The following is a 21,949-nucleotide window of genomic DNA, read 5'->3' as shown; positions in this document are numbered from 1 at the left end:
GGTTTTTTTATAGAAATTTTGAGGTTGTTTCATCATAACGAATTGGATGATGTGTTGCATCTTGTTTTAGTAGTTGTGTTCGTAAAGGTTCTTGCATGATGGAGTAATATACAGAATTGGCTTTTCGCTCTATATGTAAAGTAGGATGGTCAAATGTTTTTGTATGGGTAAGAATTGGAAGCTCTATTTTTTTCTTGTTTTTTGAAAGGTAAGTTTGTCCTTTTCGTGACATGCCTAGTAGACGGATGTACGGTGCATGCTGCTCTATATTTGCGTTATGTATTTCTTCTTTTGTTGTATTCGTTAAAATGTGTGTACAAGCTCTTTGTAATCTAGTCCACGTATAACGCTTCGTTTTTAATGCTTCCATGAATGAATGGAAGGAGGAACTGGTTTGTATTTTTGATAAAATACGATGCTCTAAACCTTCTTCAATTTCATATATATGTCGTAAGTCGTCTGGAGACATCGTCATAAGTTTGTATTTAAAAAATGAAAAGTATTGTTCCCAATTATGTAATGTCCCGTAGTTTTGTTGGTAACTTGCTAAAAGAGAAGCAGTCGCTTTTGGGATAAAAGGCCCAATGTCTGTAAAGGAACTATTTTCGCTAAAAAGTTGTTTGCGAATACTTGTTGCGCTTGCAATATGTTGGTCATTAAAAGTTTCATCATGATAATGAGATGCAAATCTTTTGATCGTTTGTGCTTGCATGGAACTATTTTGCGTCAAAATTGCTTTCATGTATTGGAAGCCTAAAATGTTATTGGGTTGTGACATGTCTATGTTTTTTTCAGAAGGTAAAATGTGTAGGAAAGCTTCAGATGTAGCTTTTGCGTAACTATTACCTGCGTTCATAAATTGCTTTACAAGACGATTATAAGTCTCTTCTTCATTTTTTTGCACAGAGATGGTGTTATAAAAACTTTCGATTTGTCCATCTTCACTACCGAAACAAATTTCAGAAGCGTGTAGTGCGCTTAAAATCGATATAGCGCCATTTGCAAAGGTTTCAGCCTTTTGTGTTGAAAAGGCATAAGGAAGCTCTACAACGAGGTCTACACCGCATGCTAAGGCCATTTTGGTGCGATACCATTTGGATACGAGTGCCGGCTCACCACGTTGTAAAAAAGGGCCGCTCATAACAGCTATTGTAATATCTGCGTGTGTTAACTTTTTTGTTTGTTGCACATGATAATCATGACCGTTATGAAAAGGGTTATATTCAACGACAATACCACTGGCTTTTATGGTAATCTCTCCTTTCGATGTAGCATCTTTTTGAAAAACGTGATACTCTATATAATATTTACTATGATGACTTCATTATAGTGTAAAGAAAAAACATTGACAAATATAAAATGGCTAGCTATAATTTTGTTTGTTGCCTTGAGGTGATATGATATGAAATGGTCCATCCATCAATTGAATAAATTGAGAAATAAAGGATTGACATTGGATGAGATGGTAGATGTAAGTGAGCTAAAAGAGGTCGAGAAAGATATTCGTGAAATTAATCCTGTTCATGTAACAGGAAGAGTTGATTTTGGCTCCGGTAAGTTTACGTTCCATCTACATATAACTGGAAGCATGGTTTTACCATGTTCTCGCTCTTTAGTAGATGTGACATTACCATTTGACATTAAAACAACTGAGGTGTTCCAAACTTCACAAGAAGAATTTGAAACTGAAGCTGAAATTCATTGTTTAGAAGGAGAAGTACTTGACTTACTGCCCGTAATCAAGGAAAATATACTTTTGGAGATTCCAATGCAAATTTTCAGTGATGATGTTTCTGGTGGAGCACCGATGCAAGGTCAAGACTGGCAAGTGATTTCGGAAGAAAACAAAGAAAAGACTGTTGATCCAAGATTAGCAGGACTTGCAAAGTTTTTTGACAAATAACTCGGAAGACTGGTTCAGGCCTTCATATGAAAATAACTATTTCTTTTAAGGAGGTGGGAAGAATGGCTGTACCTTTTAGAAGAACTTCTAAAACAGTAAAAAGAAAGCGTCGTACGCATTTCAAATTATCAGTACCTGGTATGGTAGAGTGCCCAAGCTGTGGTGAAGCGAAATTAGCTCACCGTGTATGTAAAGCATGCGGTACTTACAAAGGTAAAGAAGTAATCAGCAAGTAATTGCGGGAAATAAACGTAGAAGATATCTTCTACGTTTATTTTTTTTGTCTTATTCTTCATTTGATGTATTCTATCTTTTCTAGTAACTGCATATGTTTAATAAAAAATGCATAGGGAGGACTAGAGAGATGGCGACAACAAGACAAGATGCTTGGACTGATGATGAAGATTTGCTTCTGGCAGAAGTAGTACTCCGGCATATTCGAGAAGGCGGAACGCAATTATCTGCCTTTAAAGAAGTGGGAAGACATTTATCACGTACACCAGCAGCATGTGGCTTTAGATGGAATTCTTACGTTAGAAAGCAATACAAAGAACGTATTGAAGAAGCGAAGCAACTGCGTAAAGTGGAAAATTATGAAGTGAAAGAGACGAAGGTATTAGAGCCTACGTCAATTACATTGAATGATGTTATTGATTTCTTGCAAAATTATAAAGATGAAAACTCTTTAATGGTGTTGCAACAGCAAATTGAATCGTTACAAACAGAGAAAGAGAGTCTTTTGGAACGATTATCAGTATATGAGGAAGAATATAGAACATTGCTTGATTATATCGATCAAAAAAGAAGTGTAATGGTAGCAGAAAGAAATAGTGCTCGTTCGAATGGGAAATTAGAGAAGTTAAAGAAATAAAAAAACAGCTGCTATGTAGCTGTTTTTTTATTTCTTATGCAGACTCTTCGTTTGTAACCGTATTCAAATTTGTTTCTGGGTTCCAAACGTAAAAATCACCATCAGGTACTGATACAGGCTGGAAATTTAATTTATCCCAAAAACCAGCTGAATGGATACGTGCGATCGTTTTAATTGGGAACTGCAACCCTTTCGCATAATTTACAAGCATTTCTCCGAATCCTTGTTTTTGGAAAGTTGGTAACACTTCAAGTTTATAGAGTTCTAGGTAAGTACCTGTAATTTCGAATGGTTCCCCGCCGTTCCTTTTCATGTATAGACTCATACGCGCAATGAGTGATCCGCCGTAATAAATACCGTAAAATGGAGATTCACTATCGTTTTCAATAATGTTCGCTTGTAATTCTTCTAACATGGATAGTTCTTGAGCTCCGCAACCTTTAAATTTTTTAAACTCGTCTAATGTTTTATAATTGATGAGCAAGCGCTCAACTTTTGGGAATCCCATAACATCACATCCTTTTCTTGTCTCGTTGAATGCAGAAAAGTAAAAATATTTATAATAATATTATAACTCATTTTTTTATTTTTATGAAGATGATAGTATATTTCTTTTATTATTTTTTTGAGGATTTGCTAAACTAAGAGTAGGAGCATATTAATAAGTAGTATATACATATTGGAAGAAGAGGTGGCATTTGTTCCTCTTTAGTTAATTATGAGTCCTTACCAATCGGGTGATTGCGGGATAAAAAGAGGAGGGGAAAAAGGGACTTGTGTATCGTGTTCATATGAGTTCCTTGTGTGATAATGAAAATCGGAGTTGTGGGACCAGGAGCTATCGGTCTATTATATGCATTTTATTTACAAAAAAGTAATCAAGATGTTACGTTGTTTACAAGGACAGCTAAGCAGGCTGACGAATTGAATATAACGGGTGTAACTTGTATTAGGGAGGGGAAACGCGAAACGGTATTCCCGCCGGTTTTACCAATAGAAAGTATGTTAGACCAGCAGCTAGACTATATATTTATTGCTGTTAAACAATATCATATAACTGACATACTACCTTTTGTGCGAGGGAAATCCTCATTAATCTTTTTGCAAAACGGAATGTCACATCTTCATGCTATGCAGAAAATAGAGAATGAAAATATTGCAGTTGGAATTGTAGAGCATGGTGCAAAAAAAGAAGGAATACATACCGTTTATCATACTGGGATAGGTGTAACGAAGTTTGGAATTGTGCAAGGCCGGTCTATACATTTTGAAAAAATGTTTAACTGCTTTCCATTTCCGCATTTTCCGATTCAAATAGAAGAGGATTGGAAGGATGTTATGCACAAAAAATTAGTGGTTAATGTATGTATCAATCCATTAACAGCATTGTTACAAGTCAAGAACGGAGATTTGATTACGAATCCATTTTTTTATCAGATGATGGAGCAAGTATTTTACGAAGTCGCTTTTCTTGTTAAAGAAGAGAAAGAAATGGTATGGGAATTGGTACGTCACGTATGTGAAAGAACGTCTCATAATACATCATCTATGCTGGCAGATGTAAGAGCGAATAGACAAACGGAAATTGGTGCGATTGTTGGGTATGTATTAGAAGAAGCTAAAAAACAGCAAAGATCCGTTCCGACACTTCAATTTTTATTTGATGCAATAAAAGGATTAGAAGTAAAAGTATAAGTGTAATTCTTTGCTTTTACGTGCAACATTGACTACAATGTGGATTGGTGAGAGAACAGGATACGAAAGGAAGAATTATATGGAGATAAAAGAAATCTCTGTTCCGCAACAAGGTGTTGTAGCGGACTATATGAACGGTAAAAAAGAGATACAGTCGTGTTTTGATTATATGTTAACAGAAGATGCTTTTAAACAGCGTGTACAAGATTTGCGTGAGAGGGAGTTTTTCCGCCAAGATTTAGTAGCGCATTTATTAGAATATAATACAAAATTACAAGCGGGAGAAGCTACAATTCAAAATGTAAAATCGCTTGGAGATGAAAATACATATGTTGTAATAGCTGGGCAACAAGCTGGGTTATTAACAGGGCCGCTTTACACGATTCATAAAATTATTTCAGTTTTACAGCTTGCGAAGGAAAAGGAAGAAAGTTTAGGTGTTAAAGTCGTTCCTGTTTTCTGGATTGCTGGTGAAGACCATGATATGGATGAAATTAATCATACTTTTATAACGAAGAATAAAAAAATAAAAAAGACTATTTTTCATGATCGTAATCCGAAAAAGGCGAGTGCTTCAGAGTCCGAGCTTTCTTTGGAAGACTGTAGAAAGTGGATTGAAGAAATTTTTAAAACATACCCTGAAACGAATTTTACAAAGGATGTACTTCAATTTATTGATGATTCTTTGGAGAAATCAAATACGTATGTAGATTTCTTTGGCCGTCTTATTATGAAAATGTTCGTGGATTCTGGTTTAATTCTTGTCGATTCGCATCATCCTGAATTAAGAAAATTAGAAGTTCCATTTTTTAAACAAATTGTAGGAAAGTATAAAGACGTACAAGAGGGGCTTCATAACCAACAGGAAGTAATTAAAGAATTAGGATATAAACCAATTATTGAAACGAAGTCTAATGCAGTACATATATTTATGGAAATTGATAATGAGCGAGTGTTGCTTGAAGACAATCAAGGCAAATTTGTTGGGAAGGATGGCGCGTATTCCTTTTCATATCAGGAATTGATTGATGAGATGGAAAGAAGCCCGGAGCGCTTTAGTAATAATGTCGTAACGCGCCCTCTTATGCAAGAGTATGTCTTTCCTACATTGGCGTTTATTGGAGGTCCAGGAGAATTAGCTTACTGGAGTGAATTACAACAAGTCTTCCATACTATTGGTTTCCGAATGCCGCCTGTCGTTCCGCGTATTACAATCACTTATATAGAGAGGGATATAGCGACAGATTTGCATGATTTACAATTGCAAGAGAGTGATCCGTTTTTAAATAACGTAGAGAAGTTGCGTGATAATTGGTTGTCTAATCAAATAGAGGAACCGATAGATGACCGATTTATAGAGGCGAAAAAAGAAATAATTAATATTCATACGTCATTACAACAATTTGTGAAGAAAATAGATCCTGGGTTAAGTGCATTTGCAGGGAAAAATGAATTCAAAATTAATGAACAAATTGAATTACTGGAAAGAATGTTGAAAAGAAATGTTGAGAAAAAACATGAAGTGCAACTAAATAAATTCCGTCGCATACAATTTGCACTCCGCCCATCAGGAGCACCGCAAGAGCGTGTGTGGAATGTATGTTACTATTTAAATCAGTACGGTTTAGACTTCGTTGATCGTGTAATGGAAAAATCATTTTCTTGGAACGGAAAACATCATGTTATAAAACTATAGAATCTTGCTCTTAGGAGCAGGATTTTATTTTTATCTCGTTGAATTTACTGTGAAGTGAAATTTTTCTGAATTATCAATTTTAAAATAGTGAATATCGTAATTATGCAGGATACTTAAATATATGACAAAATAGCACAAAATGTAAACGTATTATTATCTTTTTCGACAGTTTTTTATTTAAATTCCCGCAAAAGATGATAAAATTTAGTATATAATAAAAGAAAATAGCGATTTGTATAGTATGCTGCCTTTGTAGGCAAGTTAAATGAGTCGTTCTTTCATAGTATTTCGTTTTCTAATCGTGAATTATGCGTTTAGAGGAGGAGATACATTCAACATAATTAATTGGAAAAAGAGTAGGTGCAACAATGTTTAAACACGTAACAGTGCTTTTGAAGGAAACAGTAGACGGCTTAGATATAAAGCCAGATGGTACATATGTAGATTGTACACTGGGGGGAGGAGGACATAGTTCTTATTTATTATCCCAACTAACTGAAGGCGGAAGATTAATCGCGTTTGATCAAGATGAGATAGCGATTCAAAATGCGAAAGAAAAATTCTCTTCATACGGTGAGCAGTTCATACCAGTAAAGAGTAATTTCCGTTATTTATCTGAAAAACTACAGGAATTAGGTATAACAGAAGTAGATGGTATTTTATTTGATTTAGGTGTTTCATCCCCGCAATTAGATACACCAGAGCGTGGTTTTAGTTATCATCATGATGCACCGTTAGATATGCGAATGGATCAGGATGCCTCGTTAACAGCATATGATGTTGTAAATAGCTGGTCATATGAACAACTTGTAAGAATTTTCTTCCAGTATGGTGAAGAGAAATTTTCAAAACAAATAGCAAGAAAAATTGAAGCGTATCGTGAGAATAAAGCTATTGAAACAACAGCAGAATTAGTAGAGCTAATTAAAGAGGGTATTCCAGCTCCTGCTCGTAGAACGGGGGGACATCCTGCGAAGCGAGTGTTCCAAGCAATCCGTATTGCAGTAAATGATGAATTGAAAGTATTTGAAGAAGCGCTGGAATCTGCAATTGAGATGGTCAAGCCAGGCGGAAGAGTTAGTGTTATAACATTCCATTCTTTAGAAGACCGTATTTGTAAAACGACGTTTAAGCGAAATAGTACAACGCCACAATTGCCACCAGGATTACCAATTATTCCTGATGAATTTAAGCCGAAACTAAAGCTTATTACGAGAAAACCGATTTTACCTTCTGATATTGAGTTAGAAGAAAATAATCGAGCGCGTTCTGCGAAATTGAGAATCGCTGAAAAAAGATAAAAAGGGGAGAGAGGTATGAGTAACTTAGCTGTAAAGTACAAACAACAAGCGCAAGAAGAGGTTCAGATTCAAACGCCCCCACAGCAGATGGTTCAGCCAAAAGCTAAAGCGAAGATTACAAGAATCGAAAAACTGTTGTATGTAGCGTTTATTGGCTTTTTATTGTATGCCTGTGTAGCGTTTATTGGAAATAAAGCAGGTCTTTATCAAGTTAATGTAGAAGCTGCGACAATAGAACAAAAAATTGTACAGCAGCAAAAAGAAAATCAAGAATTACAAGCTGAAGTAGAGAAGTTAAGTCGTTATGAACGCATCTCTGAAGTTGCAAAAAAACACGGGCTAGAAATTAATGCGAATAATGTGAAAGGCCTCAAATAAGGCAATAGGTGTGAAGGGAAAATGAAGAGAACTATGACTAAATTTCATACCAATAAGGGAGCAGGGTATTTTATGATTTTATTCCTCCTGCTCTTTTTGCTGTTATTAGCCCGATTTTTTTACATACAAGCAACAGGAACAGTGCATAATCAAGATTTGGATAAACTCGCTCAGCAAAAACATGGTAAAACAGGAGTTCTGGAAGCGAATCGCGGGACGATTTATGATCAAAACGGCCATGTATTAGCGCAAGATGCAAACTCTTATAAACTTGTAGCGGAATTAAAAGGTGCGAAGCCGGTTAAGGATAAAGAGGATACTGCAAAGAAAATTGCGGAAGTACTTGGAAAAGGCGAAGAGGATATTTTAGTTGCGTTAAATAAAGATAAAAGTCAAGTGGAATTCGGAACGTTAGGTAAGGATTTGACGAAAGAACAGAAGGAACAAATTGAAGCGTTGAAGTTGCCTGGAATATCTTTTATTACAGAAAATGCAAGGGTGTATCCAAACGGTGATTTTGCATCTTACGTCATAGGACATGCAAAACCAAATGATAAGGGAACCTCAGTAGGTTATTTTGGTTTAGAACAAAGTTTGGATAAATATTTAAGTGCTTCTAACGGAGAAGTAGCTTATACAGGCGATCGTAAAGGTGTATCTCTTGACGGCGGGAAAGTGAATGTAAAGGCACCTAAAAATGGAGAAAATGTATATTTAACGCTTGACCAGCGTATTCAAAGTTATTTAGAAGACGCGATGAAAGAAGCGAGTAAACATTATGAACCAGAAAGCTTAATAGGAATCGTTGCAGATCCGAAAACCGGAAAAATATTGGCAATGTCTACTAAACCTAGTTATGATCCAAATGATCGTCAAATTAAATATTTCTTCAACGATGCAATTGCAAATGCATTTGAACCTGGATCAACAATGAAAATATTCACGCTAGCAGCAGCTATTAATGAAGGTGTGTATAAGGGACAAGATTATTATCAGTCTGGTACATATCAAGTCGGAAACAGAAAAATAAAAGATCATAACGGCGGTGCTGGATGGGGATCTATCACGTTCGATGAAGGGGTAGAGCGTTCTTCCAACGTAGCGTTTGCGATTTTAGGGGATCAAAAACTTGGCCCAGAACGTTTCCGAAAATATATTCATAGTTTTGGATTAGATGAAAAAACGAACATTGATTTACCTGGTGAAGGGTCAAATACAATTGTATTTGATCAGCAAATACAGCAAGTAACAACAGCTTTTGGACAAGGTTCTACTGTAACGCCAATTCAGCTTGTGCAAGCTGCAACTGCTATTGCGAACGATGGAAAAATGATGAAGCCTTATACAATTGATAAAATTGTAGATCCGATAACAGGGGAAGTAAAATTAGAACATAAGCCAGAAGAAGTGGGCAAACCGGTTACAAAAGAGACAGCAGCGCAAGTAAGACAGTTATTAGAACGCGTTGTTACATCACCGAAAGGAACAGGAACTGCTTATAAAGTCGATGGATATTCAGTTGGTGGTAAAACAGGAACAGCGCAAATTCCGGATGGAAAAGGTGGCTATATGACGGGAAGAGAGAATTATATATTCTCGTTCTTAGGTATGGCACCTATGGACGATCCGCAACTTGTTGTGTATCTAGCTGTTAAACAGCCAAAATTGAAAGATGATGAGAGCGGCGCGCAACCTTTAGCTGATATTTTTAAATATGTAACGAAGAATAGTTTAGAGTATTTAAAGATTAAGCCTAATGAAGTGAAAGATCCGAAGAAATATGTGAAAGAGCAGCAAACTGCTGTTCCAGATGTAACCGGAAAAACGATGGAAGAAGCGAAAAAAGCTATTGATAAAGCAAAACTTCGTCCAATCGTATTAGGTGAAGGGAAAGTACAGCAACAAGTACCGAAAGCGACTGAACAAACATTGAAGGGTGACCGAGTCTTCTTAGTGGGGGATAAACCTACAATGCCAAATATACAAGGTTGGGCGCTTCGCGATGTTATGAATTTAGCAAAAACATTAAAGCTTAACCTAAAACCTAATGGTACAGGATACGTAACTGAACAAAGTGTGCCAGAAGGAACATTGTTGCAACCTGGTACAGAGTTAGGTGTAACACTTGTACCGCCACTTGAACCACAACAAGAAGCAGAAAAGCCAAGTTCTAATTAAATAAGTACAAGCATATATTGGAACAAGCTAGGCGTAAGGGAGGCTTGTTCCAATATGCGTGTATCAAATGTAACAGTTAGAAAAAGACTTATTTTTATACTCATATCAGGTATACTTATTTTCACTATCATCGATATTCGTCTTGGATATGTGCAATTTTTTCTTGGGAATATGTTAACGGATCGTGCGAAAGATTCATGGAGTCGTAATATCACTTTTGAACCTGAACGTGGGAAGATTTTAGACCGAAATGGTGTGGAACTTGCTACGAATAAAAGTGCTCCAACTGTCTTTGTTGTACCGAGGCAAATTGAAAAACCAGCAGAGACTGCAGAGAAGTTAGCTGCAGTATTAGGTGTGGAAAAAGATGAGATTTACAAGAGAATTACAAAAAAAGAATCAATTGTAAGGTTAGATAAAGGCGGAAGGAAAATATCGCATGATAAAGCGAAAGAGGTACGAGGATTAAGTTTGAAAGGTGTTTATATCGCAGAAGACTCTATCAGGTACTATCCATTTGGCAACTTTTTATCGCACGTATTAGGGTTTGCTGGTAGTGATAACCAAGGTCTTATGGGGCTAGAAAAATATTATGATAAAGAGCTAAATGGTGATGAAGGCCATGTGCGTTTTTTTGCAGATGCAAAAGGACAAAGGATGCCTAATGTTGGTGATGACTTCAAAAAACCAGAAGCTGGTTTGAATTTAGGTTTAACAATTGATGCACGTATTAATAGAATTATGGAAAGAGAAATGAATATTGCAGAGTCGACATATAATCCAGATGGTATGATTGCGATTGCGATGAATCCGAAAAATGGTGAAATTTTAGGTATGTCGAGTCGGCCAAGTTTTGATCCGGCAGATTTTCAAAGTGTTTCTCCAGAAGTGTACAATAGAAATTTACCAGTATGGAGTACGTATGAGCCTGGTTCAACATTTAAGATCATTACGTTAGCTGCAGCTTTGAATGAAAATTTAGTAGACTTAGAGAAAGATACGTTTTATGATGATGGAGCAGCTGAAGTTGGTGGAGCAAGATTGAAATGCTGGAAAGCAGGAGGCCACGGTAGCCAAACGTTTTTAGAAGTAGTTCAAAACTCTTGTAACCCAGGATTTATTGAACTGGGTGATCGCCTTGGTAAAGACCGATTGTTTAAATACATTCGTAATTTCGGCTTTGGACAGAAGACTGGAATTGATCTGCAAGGTGAAGGTAGTGGGATTTTATTTAATTTAGATAAAGTTGGTCCAGTTGAGCAAGCAACAACTTCATTCGGTCAAGGTGTTTCTGTTACGCCAATCCAACAAGTAGCGGCAGTAGCAGCGGCTGTAAATGGTGGAACTTTATATCAACCGTATATAGCTAAAGAATTTATTGATCCGAAAAACAATCAAGTTGTAAGCAAAAAGACACCTGTAGAAAAAAGAAAAGTTATTTCCAAGGAAACTTCAGAAAAAGTTCGGTATGCATTAGAAAATGTTGTAGCAAAAGGATCTGGTAAAGGTGCTTTCATTGATGGGTATCGTGTAGGTGGAAAAACAGGTACGGCTCAAAAAGTGAAAGATGGTAAATATTTAGAGAATAATTATATTGTATCTTTTATCGGTTTTGCTCCAGCAGATGATCCGGAAATTGTTGTTTATGTTGCTGTTGATAATCCGAAAGGTGTAACGCAATTTGGTGGAGTAGTAGCGGCTCCAATTGTTGGAAATATTCTTCGGGATGCACTTCCTGTTATGGGAGTGAAACCTAGAACAGAACAAGTTGAAAGAGAATATAAATGGGGCGATATACCAACTGTGGAAGTTCCGAATTTAATTGGTATGAAAAAGAAAGACTTACAGACGCAGCTCGTCGATTTGAAGCTTGATATAAGTGGAGACGGAGAGAAAGTCATTAAACAGTCCCCAGAAGCAGGAGCTAAAGTGAAAGAAGGCTCAAAAATTAGAATTTACTTCGGGAATTAAAGGTAACCTAGTACGTTTTATGGTACAATTGGTGGAAGTGAGTTCTCTATAGAAGAGTTACTTAATTTGAGACCGTAAAAGTTTCAATTATAAATAAGTCTATTTATTAGACACAGTAGCACGTACCTCCTATTTTACATAATTAGGAGGTAACGTGTTGCTTATTAAAAAAGAGATAAATACACAATGTAGAGAGGGTTTAGTGAAATGAAGTTGCATACACTTTTATCATGTTTGCATGATTTTCCAGTTGTTCCAAAAGAAAATCCAGAAATCACATCTATAGAAGCTGATTCACGTAAAGTGAAAGAGGGAAGCTTATTTGTATGTATGAAAGGGTATACGGTTGATAGCCATGATTTTGCTAAGCAAGCAGCGGCACAAGGAGCGGCTGCTATTGTTGCGGAAAGACCAATTGATGTTGACGTTCCAGTTGTACTTGTGAAAAACACTTTTCGTTCGTTAGCGGTTTTAGCTGATTATTTTTATGGTCAACCAACACACAAGTTACATTTAATCGGAATTACAGGTACAAATGGAAAGACAACAACATCGCATATTATGGATGAAATTATGCGCGCACATGGTCATAAAACGGGGCTAATTGGAACGATTAATATGAAAATCGGTGATGAAACATTTGAGGTGAAAAATACAACGCCAGATGCACTAACACTTCAACAAACATTTTCAAAAATGGTTGAATACGGTGTGGATAGCACAGTAATGGAAGTTTCGTCACATGCTTTAGATCTTGGTCGTGTACACGGATGTGATTACGATGTAGCAGTGTTTACAAATTTAACACAAGATCATTTAGACTATCATAATACGATGGAAGAATATAAACACGCAAAAGGGTTGTTATTTGCACAACTTGGCAATAGTTATAATCATAATCGTGAAAAGTACGCGGTACTGAATAACGATGATGCTGTAACAGAGGAATATATGAGAAGTACTGCAGCAACTGTTGTAACATATGGAATTGATACAACAAGTGATATTATGGCCAAAGATATCGTTATGACGAGTGGTGGAACTACATTTACGCTTGTAACACCGTATGAAAGTGTAAATGTTACGATGAAATTGATTGGGAAATTTAATGTATATAATGTACTAGCGGCAACAGCGGCAGGACTTGTTTCTGGTGTAAGTTTAGAAACAATCCTTGATGTGATAAAGAAACTAGCTGGAGTTCCAGGACGTTTTGAAGTGGTTGATGGTGGACAGAATTATACAGTTATTGTTGACTATGCTCATACACCAGATAGTTTGGAGAATGTATTAAAAACAGCAAAGCAATTTGCAAAAGGTGATGTATATTGTATCGTCGGTTGTGGCGGCGATAGAGATCGAACGAAGAGACCGATCATGGCAAGTGTTGCAACAAAATATGCAACTCACGCAATTTATACGTCAGATAATCCAAGAAGTGAAGAACCAGGAGCTATACTAGATGATATGGTACAGGGCGCAAATGGGAATAATTATGAAGTAATTATTGATAGAAAAGAAGCGATATATCATGCAATTGCTAACGCGAAAGCTGAAGATATCATCATTATTGCTGGTAAGGGTCATGAAACGTATCAAATTATTGGTAAAGACGTTCATCATTTTGACGATCGTGAAGTCGCTAAAGAAGCAATTACAAAGCGGTTAAACAACGAAGAGTAACAACGTGAGAGGAGGACTACATGTGCTTGAGCAAGGTTTATTAGTAACGGCTGGGGTAGCATTCTTAATTTCTGTTGCCCTTTCGCCATTGTTTATTCCATTTTTAAGAAAATTAAAGTTCGGACAGAGTATTCGTGATGAGGGACCAAAGTCACATCAAAAAAAATCAGGGACACCGACAATGGGTGGTATCGTCATATACGTATCTATGATGGTCACTTCACTTATTATGGCTATTAAGTTTAATTATTTAGGTGCAGAGGTTTCGTTATTACTATTAGTGACGTTTGGTTACGGATTGATTGGATTTTTAGATGACTACATAAAGGTAGTTAAGAAGAGAAATCTTGGTTTAACATCAAAACAAAAATTAGTAGGTCAGCTTGTTATTGCTATTGCGTTCTTTTTAATTGGAAAAGGGCAAGCGTTCCACACATACATCATGATTCCGGGAACAGATGTTAAGTTTGAATTAGGTTGGGCATATTTTGTACTTGTACTATTTATGCTTATTGGTGGATCAAATGCAGTTAACTTAACTGACGGTTTAGATGGTTTATTATCAGGAACAGCTGCTATTGCATTTGGAGCGTTTAGTATTATTGCTGTAGCACAAGAGCAATTTGGAGTAGCGATATTCTGTATGGCGGTTGTAGGAGCTGTACTTGGATTTTTAGTATTCAATGCGAATCCAGCGAAAGTATTTATGGGGGACACAGGTTCTTTAGCTTTAGGTGGAGCCATTGCAGCTGTAGCAATTTTATTAAAGCAAGAATTGCTATTAGTAATCATTGGCGGAGTATTCGTAATGGAAACTTTATCTGTTATTATTCAAGTTATTTCATTTAAAACAACAGGAAAACGTGTCTTTAAAATGAGTCCATTACACCATCATTATGAATTATGTGGTTGGTCAGAATGGCGTGTTGTTGTGACGTTTTGGTCTGTAGGATTTTTATTAGCTGTGTTAGGAATTTATATCGGGGTGTGGATGTAATTGAAAACTGTAACTGAATTTCAAAATAAAAATATTCTTGTATTAGGCATTGCAAAAAGTGGTTATGCAGCAGCTGCGTTGTTACAAAAATTAGGGGCAAATGTTATTGTAAATGACGGAAAGCCTTTAGCAGATAATGTACTTGCTGCAGAATTACAAGCAAAAGGAATGGACGTTGTATGTGGTGGTCATCCTTTAGAATTGTTAGAGAGAAATATTTCTCTTGTGGTAAAAAATCCAGGAATCCCGTATTCTAATCCAATATTAGTTGCTGCGAAAGAAAAACAAATTCCGATTGTTACGGAAGTTGAATTAGCATATCGTATTTCAGAAGCGCCATTTGTTGGGATTACGGGTTCTAACGGTAAAACGACGACGACAATGCTTACATTTGAAATGCTAAAAGAAGGACAAAAGCATCCTGTAATTGCAGGAAACATTGGAACTGTAGCATGTGAAGTAGCACAGGATGCAAAAGAAAATGAAGTTGTAGTTACAGAACTTTCATCGTTCCAATTGATGGGAGTAGAATTGTTCCAACCTAAAATTGCTGCGTTTTTAAATTTATTTGAGGCCCACTTAGATTATCATGGGACGAAGAAAGAATATGGTTTAGCGAAAGCAAATATTTTTAAAAACCAAACAGAAAATGACTATAGTGTAATAAATGCAGATGATACAGATGTGATGGCTTTATCTGCTTATAGTAAAGGGCAAAAAGTACTATTTTCAACAACGAAAGAAATTGAAGATGGCGCGTGTATAAAAGATAATGTTCTTTATTTTAAAGGTGAAAAAGTTGTTGAAGTAGGCGATATCGTTTTACCTGGTCAACATAATTTAGAAAATATTTTAGCAGCGATGAGTATCGCAAAATTATTGGGTGTTTCTAATGAAGCGATTACGGCGGTGTTAAAACGATTTACAGGTGTTAAACATCGTCTAGAATATGTAACAACTATTAACAACCGTAAGGTTTATAATGACTCAAAAGCAACGAATATGTTAGCGACTGAGAAAGCTTTATCAGCGTTTACACAACCGATTGTGTTATTAGCAGGTGGGCTGGATCGTGGAAATGAATTTGATGATTTAATTCCATATTTCAAAAATGTAAAAGCAATTGTAACATTTGGACAAACAGCTCCCAAATTAGTAAGAGCTGCAGAAAAAGCGGGATTAGATACAATTGAAAGTGTCGATACTTTAGAGGAAGCGGTAGTGAAAGCTTACGCTCATTCTACAGATGGTGATGTAATTCTTCTTTCTCCAGCGTGTGCAAGCTGGGATCAATTTAAAACATTTGAAGAAAGAGGAGACATTTTTATACAAGCTGTGCATAAACTTATATAAAGTAAATCAAAACATCAGTAGGCTAACACCTACTGATGTTTTGTTACATAGGGCAAAAGTTTCTGCCTAAAGAGGTGGTGTTTATGGGTAATGAAGAAAACGCCTGATTTTATTCTCATCATCGTTACACTTGCGTTGTTAACAATCGGAATGGTTATGGTGTATAGTGCGAGTGCGGTTTGGGCCTCTTATAAAATGGGGGACTCATTCTTTTTTGCAAAAAGGCAATTGCTATTTGCAGGTCTTGGTGTAGTGGCTATGTTTTTTATTATGAAAATTGATTATTGGGTGTGGCGTACGTACTCAAAAGTAATTTTGCTAGTTTGCTTCATTCTTCTTATTCTCGTTCTTATTCCTGGAGTAGGACTTGTTCGAGGTGGAGCGAGAAGTTGGATTGGAATCGGGGCATTTTCCATTCAACCGTCAGAATTTATGAAGTTTGCGATGATTATTTTCTTAGCAAAATTTTTAGCGGAACGACAAAAATTAATTACTTCTTTTAAACGTGGTTTACTACCAGCTCTAAGTTTTGTATTTCTTGCTTTCGGAATGATTATGTTACAGCCAGATCTTGGGACAGGAACGGTAATGGTTGGGACATGTATCATTATGATATTTATCTCCGGAGCAAGGGTCTTTCACTTTGCAATGTTTGGTTTGATTGGTGTAGCAGGATTTGTAGGGTTAATTGCATCAGCACCGTATCGAATGAAACGTATAACATCATATTTAGATCCGTGGTCAGATCCGCTTGGGAGTGGATTTCAAATTATTCAATCGTTACTCGCAATTGGACCGGGTGGATTATTCGGGCTTGGGCTTGGACAAAGTAGACAAAAGTTTCTTTATTTACCTGAACCGCAAACAGACTTTATATTTGCAATCTTATCCGAGGAATTAGGTTTTATTGGTGGTTCATTTGTGTTATTATTATTTAGTCTATTATTATGGCGTGGGATTCGTATAGCTTTAGGAGCGCCAGATTTATATGGTACGTTTTTAGCAGTAGGTATTGTGGCGATGATTGCGATTCAAGTAATGATTAATGTTGGTGTTGTAACAGGATTGATGCCTGTTACGGGTATTACTTTACCGTTTTTAAGTTATGGTGGATCAAGTTTGACATTAATGTTAATGGCAGTAGGTGTATTATTAAATATAAGTCGCCATTCTCGCTACTAAACCCTGTTTTATAAGACAGGGTTTTTCGTATGTGTGCGAAGAAACAATATGTATATAGAATAACGACTGAAATTAGAAACAGAGAAGCGGAGGAGTTAGTAGTGCGTGTATTAGTAAGTGGTGGGGGCACTGGAGGTCATATTTATCCGGCTCTTGCTTTAATAAGAGAAATAAAAAAATTAAATCCGGAAGCAAGGTTTTTATATATTGGAACGGAGAATGGATTAGAGAGCACAATTGTGCCAAAAGCAGGTATACCGTTTCAATCTATTGTTATAAGTGGATTTAAACGTAAAATATCGTTAGATAACGTGAAAACAGTGATGCGTTTCCTAAAAGGTGTACAAGATAGTAAACGATATATTCGTCGTTTTAATCCGGATATTGTAATTGGAACGGGTGGATATGTATGTGGACCTGTTGTATATGCTGCGGCAAAACTAGGTATTCCAACTATTGTACATGAACAAAATAGTGTACCTGGTGTAACGAATAAGTTTTTAAGCCGCTATGTTGATAAAGTTGCGGTTTGTTTTGATGCAGCTGTAGAGCATTTTCCGCAATCAAAAGTGGTCATGACAGGAAATCCACGAGCATCAGAAGTAATGGATCAAAATGGAATGAAGGGAAAACGTTCAGCAGGTTTATCTCTTCCTAAAAAATCCGTACTTATTTTTGGTGGAAGCCGTGGCGCTAGACCGATTAACGATGCTTTCGTAGAGGCAATTGAGCAGTTTGGAAATAAAAGTTACGAAATATTGTATGTAACAGGTGAAGTTCATTACGACAAAGTGATGGAAGCAGTAAAGCAAAAAGGGAATCCGAGTAATGTTATTATTAAACCTTTCATTCATAATATGCCAGAAGTACTTACGGGTGTAGATCTTGTTGTTTCAAGAGCTGGGGCAACAACACTTGCAGAATTAACAGCGTTAGGTAAGCCGAGTGTATTAATTCCAAGTCCTTATGTAACAAATAACCATCAGGAAAAAAATGCACGTTCTGTTGTCGATAAAGGAGCAGCAAAAATGTTGCTTGAAAAAGATTTAACAGCAGAAACGCTTATTCGTGACATTGATGAGATTTTATTAGATGCACAAACATTACAAAATATGAAGCTTGCTGCTGGGCAATTAGGTATTCCTGATGCAGCAAATAAGCTGTATGAAGTAATGAATAAACTTGTAAAAAAATAACGTTAGGTGAAAGCCCTGCATACTACTGTAATAAGGATACTTAGTATGGGGGAGATTGTTTATGGAGCAATTAGTAAATGAGCTTATAGAAGCAAATGTTGGTCGCGTGTTAGTGGATGAACCGTTAGCTCGTTATACGACTATGAAAATAGGTGGACCAGCTGATATTTTAATTGTGCCAAAGCATGTTGCCGGTATTGAAAAAACGTTGCAGTTAGTAAAAAAGTATAAAACAAAGTGGACTGTAATTGGTCGCGGTTCGAACCTTCTTGTATCTGATTTAGGTATAGAAGGTGTCGTTATTCGTTTAGGAGAAGGATTAGACCACTTAGAAGTCGAAAAATACAAAGTAAGAGTTGGTGGTGGGTATCCCCTTATTAAATTATCAACTTTACTTAGTCGTCAAGGATTAGCCGGTCTTGAGTTTGCAAGTGGTATTCCAGGGAGTGTTGGTGGTGCAGTGTATATGAATGCAGGAGCACATAAATCGGATATATCAAATATAGTATCAAAAGCTCTTATTTTGTTTGAAGATGGAACAATTGACTGGTTAACGCATGAAGAATTGGAGTTTTCCTATCGTACATCTGTATTGCAAACGAAACGTCCTGGTATTGTTTTGGAAGCTGAGTTTCAATTACAGATAGGAGAGCGTGAAAGAATTGTAAGTGTCATGCAGAAGAATAAAGATTACCGCCGTGAAACACAGCCATGGAATCATCCTTGTGCAGGAAGTGTGTTCCGAAATCCAATTCCATACTTTGCAGGAGATTTAATAGAAAAAGCGGGGCTTCGTGGTTATCAAATAGGTGGAGCTCAAATTTCTGAAATGCATGGGAATTTTATTATTAATACTGGGGAAGCCAGTGCGCAAGATGTCTTATCTTTAATTGCATTCATAAAACAAACAATCAAGGATAAATTTGGCGTAGAAATGCATACAGAAGTAGAAATCATTGGAAGATAACGGTTATTCGTTCCGCTCATTATCATTTATGTTATAATAAGAAGATAAGAACGGCATGAGGAACATGCCGTTCTTTATGTTACGTAGGGGGATCGTACATGAAAAATAGTAAAGTGATTAAACTACAGGATCGTGTACCAAAGTTAAAAAATCAACAGAAAAAAAACAAGAAAAATGTTAATCATCGGTTGATTTTATACATATCAATTTTATTTTTATTAGTGCTCTTTTTGATTTATTTTCGGTCTCCGCTTAGCAATATAAAAAAGATAAGTGTGTTTGGAAATCATTATATGACAGATGAACAAGTAATGAAGGAATCAGGTGTGACATATGATACAAGTTATTTCCGAGTGACAGCACATAAAGCAGAAGAAAACTTAACGAAACGAAAAGAAATTAAAGCCGTAAATGTAAAAAAACGTTTTCCAAATAAAATTGATGTTCATATTGAAGAATATTTAACGATTGGTTATATAAACAAAGATGGGAAATTACAACCCTTATTAGAAAACGGGAAAACACTTGATGTACTTCCGAACGGAAAACTTCCTGTTGCAGCGCCAATTTTTGAACCTTTTAAAGAGGAGAAAATGAAGGAGTTAATTGCTGAGCTTGAAAAATTAACACCAACTATTTTAAGGTCTATTTCTGAAATTCGTTATTCGCCGACAAATGCGAATGAAGACCACCTTACTTTATATATGAATGAAGGGTATGAAGTGAGTACTACGATTCAAAATTTCGCAAAACGTATGGAAGCTTATCCACTTATATTAAAAACAATTGAGCCAGGTAAAAAGGTATTAATTGACTTAGAAGTGGGGGCATATACGAAAGAAATAGGAGCGGAAGAAAAAAAAGAATAGAACGATAGTTTTCACTACATTATTGTAGAAAAAACGAAACGAACGTTCTACTTGATGCATAGGAATTTACAAGAATGGTTTATTTGATGAAAAATATGTAAAAATTCTTAGATTCATACTAGGATTGGTACAAGTTTCACTTTTCTATGAGTACATCTTAGTGTAGACTTATACTTGGCGGTAATCTTTACACTTGAAATAGAATTATTTCAAGATAAGCAGTTATTCACAGTTTACTGCGGTATTCTTAAATGAATGTTAAATAAAAAATAAGAAAAATATAGGGTTAAAAAAGGGAAACGTATAAAGACGTTGAATATTTTTCTTATAAATAGTAAAGTTGCGATTGTTGTTCCATATATTGAGTTGTATGGTATAAATAAAGAAGGAGGTGCCAAAGAATGAACAGCAATGAAATATATGTTAGTCTTGACATCGGTACATCCAATGTTAAAGTCATCATTGGTGAAATGGTTAATGACAGCTTAAACATAATTGGTGTTGGAAATGTAAAATCAAATGGTTTGAAGAAAGGATCGATAGTTGATATAGATGAGACTGTTCGATCAATTAAAAAAGCAATTGAACAAGCTGAGCGCATGGTGGGAATCCACATTGAGCAAGTTGTAGTAGGTGTCAATGCAAACCAGGTACAGCTACTTCCTTGTCACGGAGTAGTCGCTGTTTCAAATGAAGATCGTGAAATCGGGAATGAAGATGTCTTACGCGTTCTAGATGCAGCACAAGTTGTGTCAATTGCTCCAGAACGTGAGTTTATTGATGTGGTACCTCGACAGTTCATTGTAGACGGTCTTGACGAGATTAACGATCCACGAGGGATGATCGGTGTAAGATTAGAAATGGAAGGTACACTTATTACAGGCTCGAGAACTTTACTACATAACCTACTTCGTTGTGTAGAAAAAGCAGGTCTTGAAATTGTTGATATTTGCCTTCAGCCTTTAGCGGCTGCTACAGTTGCTATATCTTCAGATGAAAAAAATAGAGGAGTAGCCCTTGTTGATATGGGGGGAGGATCTACAACTTTATCTATTTTTAAAGATGGAGAGTTACAAGCGACGAGTGTATTACCATTAGGTGGAGACCATATAACGAAGGATATTGCGATTGGGTTGAAAACTTCAACAGAAAATGCAGATCAAATTAAGTTGAAATATGGACATGCTTTTTATGATACAGCATCTGAAGAAGAGATGTTTACGGTTCCTATTATGGGAAGCGATCAAACAGAACAATATTCTCAATTGGAATTATCGGATATAATAGAGGCTCGTGTAGAGGAAATTTTAATGTTTGTTCAAGATGAAGTACGTAAGTTAGGAGTAAAGCAAGTAGCTTCTGGTTATGTACTAACTGGTGGAATTGCTTCTATGCCAGGTGTTCTTGATCTTGCATATGATATTTTACATGAAAATGTTCGTATAGCAACTCCTGATTATATTGGTGTGCGTGAGCCACAATATACAAGTGGAGTGGGATTAATTAAACATTCTTATCAAAAAGCTAAATTACGAGGGAAAAATGTGCAGGAAAAGCAAGAGCATTTTGAACCAGTACCAGCACCAGCTCCAACGCCGGTACAACAGCAACCTGCTAAACAAAAAACTCGTAATCAAAACAATAATAATCAAAATGATGAACGTATGATGTCAAAAGTAAAACGTGTATTCCGTTATTTATGGGATTAA

Annotated in this window: 19 protein-coding genes; 17 read left to right on the top strand and 2 right to left on the bottom strand. The window is 36.2% G+C overall.

Annotated elements, in window-relative coordinates; genetic code table 11:
* Positions 1 to 7 precede the first annotated feature (7 nt).
* Positions 8 to 1,189 (bottom strand): nucleotidyltransferase, encoded by a 1,182-nt coding sequence (locus tag AC3WVA_RS01110; protein WP_429603608.1) that lies wholly within the window; start codon positions 1,187 to 1,189, stop codon positions 8 to 10.
* A 213-nt stretch (positions 1,190 to 1,402) separates the two neighbouring features.
* Between AC3WVA_RS01110 and AC3WVA_RS01105 the strand changes: the two genes are divergently transcribed.
* The 3 genes from AC3WVA_RS01105 to AC3WVA_RS01095 all read left to right on the top strand — a co-directional run bounded on the left by AC3WVA_RS01105 (position 1,403) and on the right by AC3WVA_RS01095 (position 2,774).
* On the top strand, positions 1,403 to 1,903 hold the full coding sequence (locus tag AC3WVA_RS01105) for a YceD family protein (RefSeq protein ID WP_000872144.1): 501 nt from the start codon (positions 1,403 to 1,405) through the stop codon (positions 1,901 to 1,903).
* 62 nt (positions 1,904 to 1,965) lie between these two features.
* Complete coding sequence (rpmF, locus tag AC3WVA_RS01100; protein WP_001984764.1) at positions 1,966 to 2,139, top strand: 50S ribosomal protein L32; 174 nt, start codon at positions 1,966 to 1,968, stop codon at positions 2,137 to 2,139.
* A 128-nt stretch (positions 2,140 to 2,267) separates the two neighbouring features.
* A complete protein-coding gene (locus tag AC3WVA_RS01095; RefSeq protein ID WP_087958559.1) occupies positions 2,268 to 2,774 on the top strand; it encodes an RsfA family transcriptional regulator in 507 nt (168 codons plus the stop codon).
* A gap of 34 nt (positions 2,775 to 2,808) precedes the next feature.
* On the opposite strand, the gene AC3WVA_RS01090 is transcribed toward AC3WVA_RS01095, so the two are convergent.
* Positions 2,809 to 3,282, bottom strand: a complete 474-nt coding sequence (locus AC3WVA_RS01090) for an N-acetyltransferase (protein ID WP_000506704.1) — start codon at positions 3,280 to 3,282, stop codon at positions 2,809 to 2,811.
* A gap of 302 nt (positions 3,283 to 3,584) precedes the next feature.
* On the opposite strand from AC3WVA_RS01090, the gene panE reads away from it, so the two are divergent.
* From panE to ftsA, 14 genes are all read left to right on the top strand, one after another.
* Entirely contained in the window at positions 3,585 to 4,469 is an 885-nt protein-coding gene (gene panE, locus AC3WVA_RS01085; RefSeq protein WP_176539087.1) for a 2-dehydropantoate 2-reductase, read from the top strand.
* A 79-nt stretch (positions 4,470 to 4,548) separates the two neighbouring features.
* Positions 4,549 to 6,165 carry a bacillithiol biosynthesis cysteine-adding enzyme BshC gene (gene bshC / locus AC3WVA_RS01080; RefSeq protein ID WP_098344986.1) on the top strand — a complete coding sequence of 539 codons (1,617 nt, stop codon included), beginning with the start codon at positions 4,549 to 4,551 and terminating at the stop codon, positions 6,163 to 6,165.
* Between the two features lie 368 nt (positions 6,166 to 6,533).
* Complete coding sequence (rsmH, locus tag AC3WVA_RS01075; protein ID WP_098344987.1) at positions 6,534 to 7,466, top strand: 16S rRNA (cytosine(1402)-N(4))-methyltransferase RsmH; 933 nt, start codon at positions 6,534 to 6,536, stop codon at positions 7,464 to 7,466.
* Positions 7,467 to 7,481: 15 nt separating this feature from the next.
* On the top strand, positions 7,482 to 7,844 hold the full coding sequence (ftsL, locus tag AC3WVA_RS01070; RefSeq protein WP_000067082.1) for a cell division protein FtsL: 363 nt from the start codon (positions 7,482 to 7,484) through the stop codon (positions 7,842 to 7,844).
* Positions 7,845 to 7,865: 21 nt separating this feature from the next.
* Positions 7,866 to 10,022: a penicillin-binding protein gene (locus tag AC3WVA_RS01065; protein ID WP_098344988.1), complete on the top strand. Its 2,157-nt coding sequence runs from the start codon at positions 7,866 to 7,868 to the stop codon at positions 10,020 to 10,022.
* Between the two features lie 54 nt (positions 10,023 to 10,076).
* Positions 10,077 to 11,993: a stage V sporulation protein D gene (locus AC3WVA_RS01060; RefSeq protein WP_048530613.1), complete on the top strand. Its 1,917-nt coding sequence runs from the start codon at positions 10,077 to 10,079 to the stop codon at positions 11,991 to 11,993.
* Positions 11,994 to 12,200: 207 nt separating this feature from the next.
* On the top strand, positions 12,201 to 13,676 hold the full coding sequence (gene murE / locus AC3WVA_RS01055; protein WP_429603609.1) for a UDP-N-acetylmuramoyl-L-alanyl-D-glutamate--2,6-diaminopimelate ligase: 1,476 nt from the start codon (positions 12,201 to 12,203) through the stop codon (positions 13,674 to 13,676).
* A gap of 22 nt (positions 13,677 to 13,698) precedes the next feature.
* Positions 13,699 to 14,673 carry a phospho-N-acetylmuramoyl-pentapeptide-transferase gene (gene mraY, locus AC3WVA_RS01050; RefSeq protein ID WP_063675631.1) on the top strand — a complete coding sequence of 325 codons (975 nt, stop codon included), beginning with the start codon at positions 13,699 to 13,701 and terminating at the stop codon, positions 14,671 to 14,673.
* Positions 14,674 to 16,026 (top strand): UDP-N-acetylmuramoyl-L-alanine--D-glutamate ligase, encoded by a 1,353-nt coding sequence (gene murD / locus AC3WVA_RS01045; RefSeq protein ID WP_098344989.1) that lies wholly within the window; start codon positions 14,674 to 14,676, stop codon positions 16,024 to 16,026. It begins immediately after the preceding gene.
* Between the two features lie 90 nt (positions 16,027 to 16,116).
* Entirely contained in the window at positions 16,117 to 17,208 is a 1,092-nt protein-coding gene (spoVE, locus tag AC3WVA_RS01040; protein WP_048530607.1) for a stage V sporulation protein E, read from the top strand.
* Between the two features lie 101 nt (positions 17,209 to 17,309).
* Complete coding sequence (murG, locus tag AC3WVA_RS01035) at positions 17,310 to 18,404, top strand: undecaprenyldiphospho-muramoylpentapeptide beta-N-acetylglucosaminyltransferase (RefSeq protein ID WP_098345065.1); 1,095 nt, start codon at positions 17,310 to 17,312, stop codon at positions 18,402 to 18,404.
* Between the two features lie 61 nt (positions 18,405 to 18,465).
* Positions 18,466 to 19,371: a UDP-N-acetylmuramate dehydrogenase gene (gene murB / locus AC3WVA_RS01030; RefSeq protein WP_048530605.1), complete on the top strand. Its 906-nt coding sequence runs from the start codon at positions 18,466 to 18,468 to the stop codon at positions 19,369 to 19,371.
* Positions 19,372 to 19,469: 98 nt separating this feature from the next.
* Positions 19,470 to 20,240 (top strand): cell division protein DivIB, encoded by a 771-nt coding sequence (divIB, locus tag AC3WVA_RS01025; RefSeq protein ID WP_000798231.1) that lies wholly within the window; start codon positions 19,470 to 19,472, stop codon positions 20,238 to 20,240.
* A gap of 401 nt (positions 20,241 to 20,641) precedes the next feature.
* Positions 20,642 to 21,949 (top strand): cell division protein FtsA, encoded by a 1,308-nt coding sequence (gene ftsA, locus AC3WVA_RS01020; RefSeq protein WP_048530604.1) that lies wholly within the window; start codon positions 20,642 to 20,644, stop codon positions 21,947 to 21,949.

The organism is Bacillus sp. EB106-04-02-XG92 (assembly GCF_058791995.1).
This window is presented reverse-complemented; position numbering and strand designations above follow the sequence as displayed.

Coding starts and splice junctions, on each gene's coding strand:
- divIB (WP_000798231.1), top strand. CDS start 19,470: ATGAAAAATAGTAAAGTGATTAAACTACAGGATCGTGTACCAAAGTTA.
- panE (WP_176539087.1), top strand. CDS start 3,585: ATGAAAATCGGAGTTGTGGGACCAGGAGCTATCGGTCTATTATATGCA.
- bshC (WP_098344986.1), top strand. CDS start 4,549: ATGGAGATAAAAGAAATCTCTGTTCCGCAACAAGGTGTTGTAGCGGAC.
- rpmF (WP_001984764.1), top strand. CDS start 1,966: ATGGCTGTACCTTTTAGAAGAACTTCTAAAACAGTAAAAAGAAAGCGT.
- murE (WP_429603609.1), top strand. CDS start 12,201: ATGAAGTTGCATACACTTTTATCATGTTTGCATGATTTTCCAGTTGTT.
- ftsL (WP_000067082.1), top strand. CDS start 7,482: ATGAGTAACTTAGCTGTAAAGTACAAACAACAAGCGCAAGAAGAGGTT.
- AC3WVA_RS01105 (WP_000872144.1), top strand. CDS start 1,403: ATGAAATGGTCCATCCATCAATTGAATAAATTGAGAAATAAAGGATTG.
- spoVE (WP_048530607.1), top strand. CDS start 16,117: ATGAAGAAAACGCCTGATTTTATTCTCATCATCGTTACACTTGCGTTG.
- rsmH (WP_098344987.1), top strand. CDS start 6,534: ATGTTTAAACACGTAACAGTGCTTTTGAAGGAAACAGTAGACGGCTTA.
- AC3WVA_RS01060 (WP_048530613.1), top strand. CDS start 10,077: ATGCGTGTATCAAATGTAACAGTTAGAAAAAGACTTATTTTTATACTC.
- ftsA (WP_048530604.1), top strand. CDS start 20,642: ATGAACAGCAATGAAATATATGTTAGTCTTGACATCGGTACATCCAAT.
- AC3WVA_RS01095 (WP_087958559.1), top strand. CDS start 2,268: ATGGCGACAACAAGACAAGATGCTTGGACTGATGATGAAGATTTGCTT.
- murB (WP_048530605.1), top strand. CDS start 18,466: ATGGAGCAATTAGTAAATGAGCTTATAGAAGCAAATGTTGGTCGCGTG.
- AC3WVA_RS01065 (WP_098344988.1), top strand. CDS start 7,866: ATGAAGAGAACTATGACTAAATTTCATACCAATAAGGGAGCAGGGTAT.
- AC3WVA_RS01090 (WP_000506704.1), bottom strand. CDS start 3,282: ATGGGATTCCCAAAAGTTGAGCGCTTGCTCATCAATTATAAAACATTA.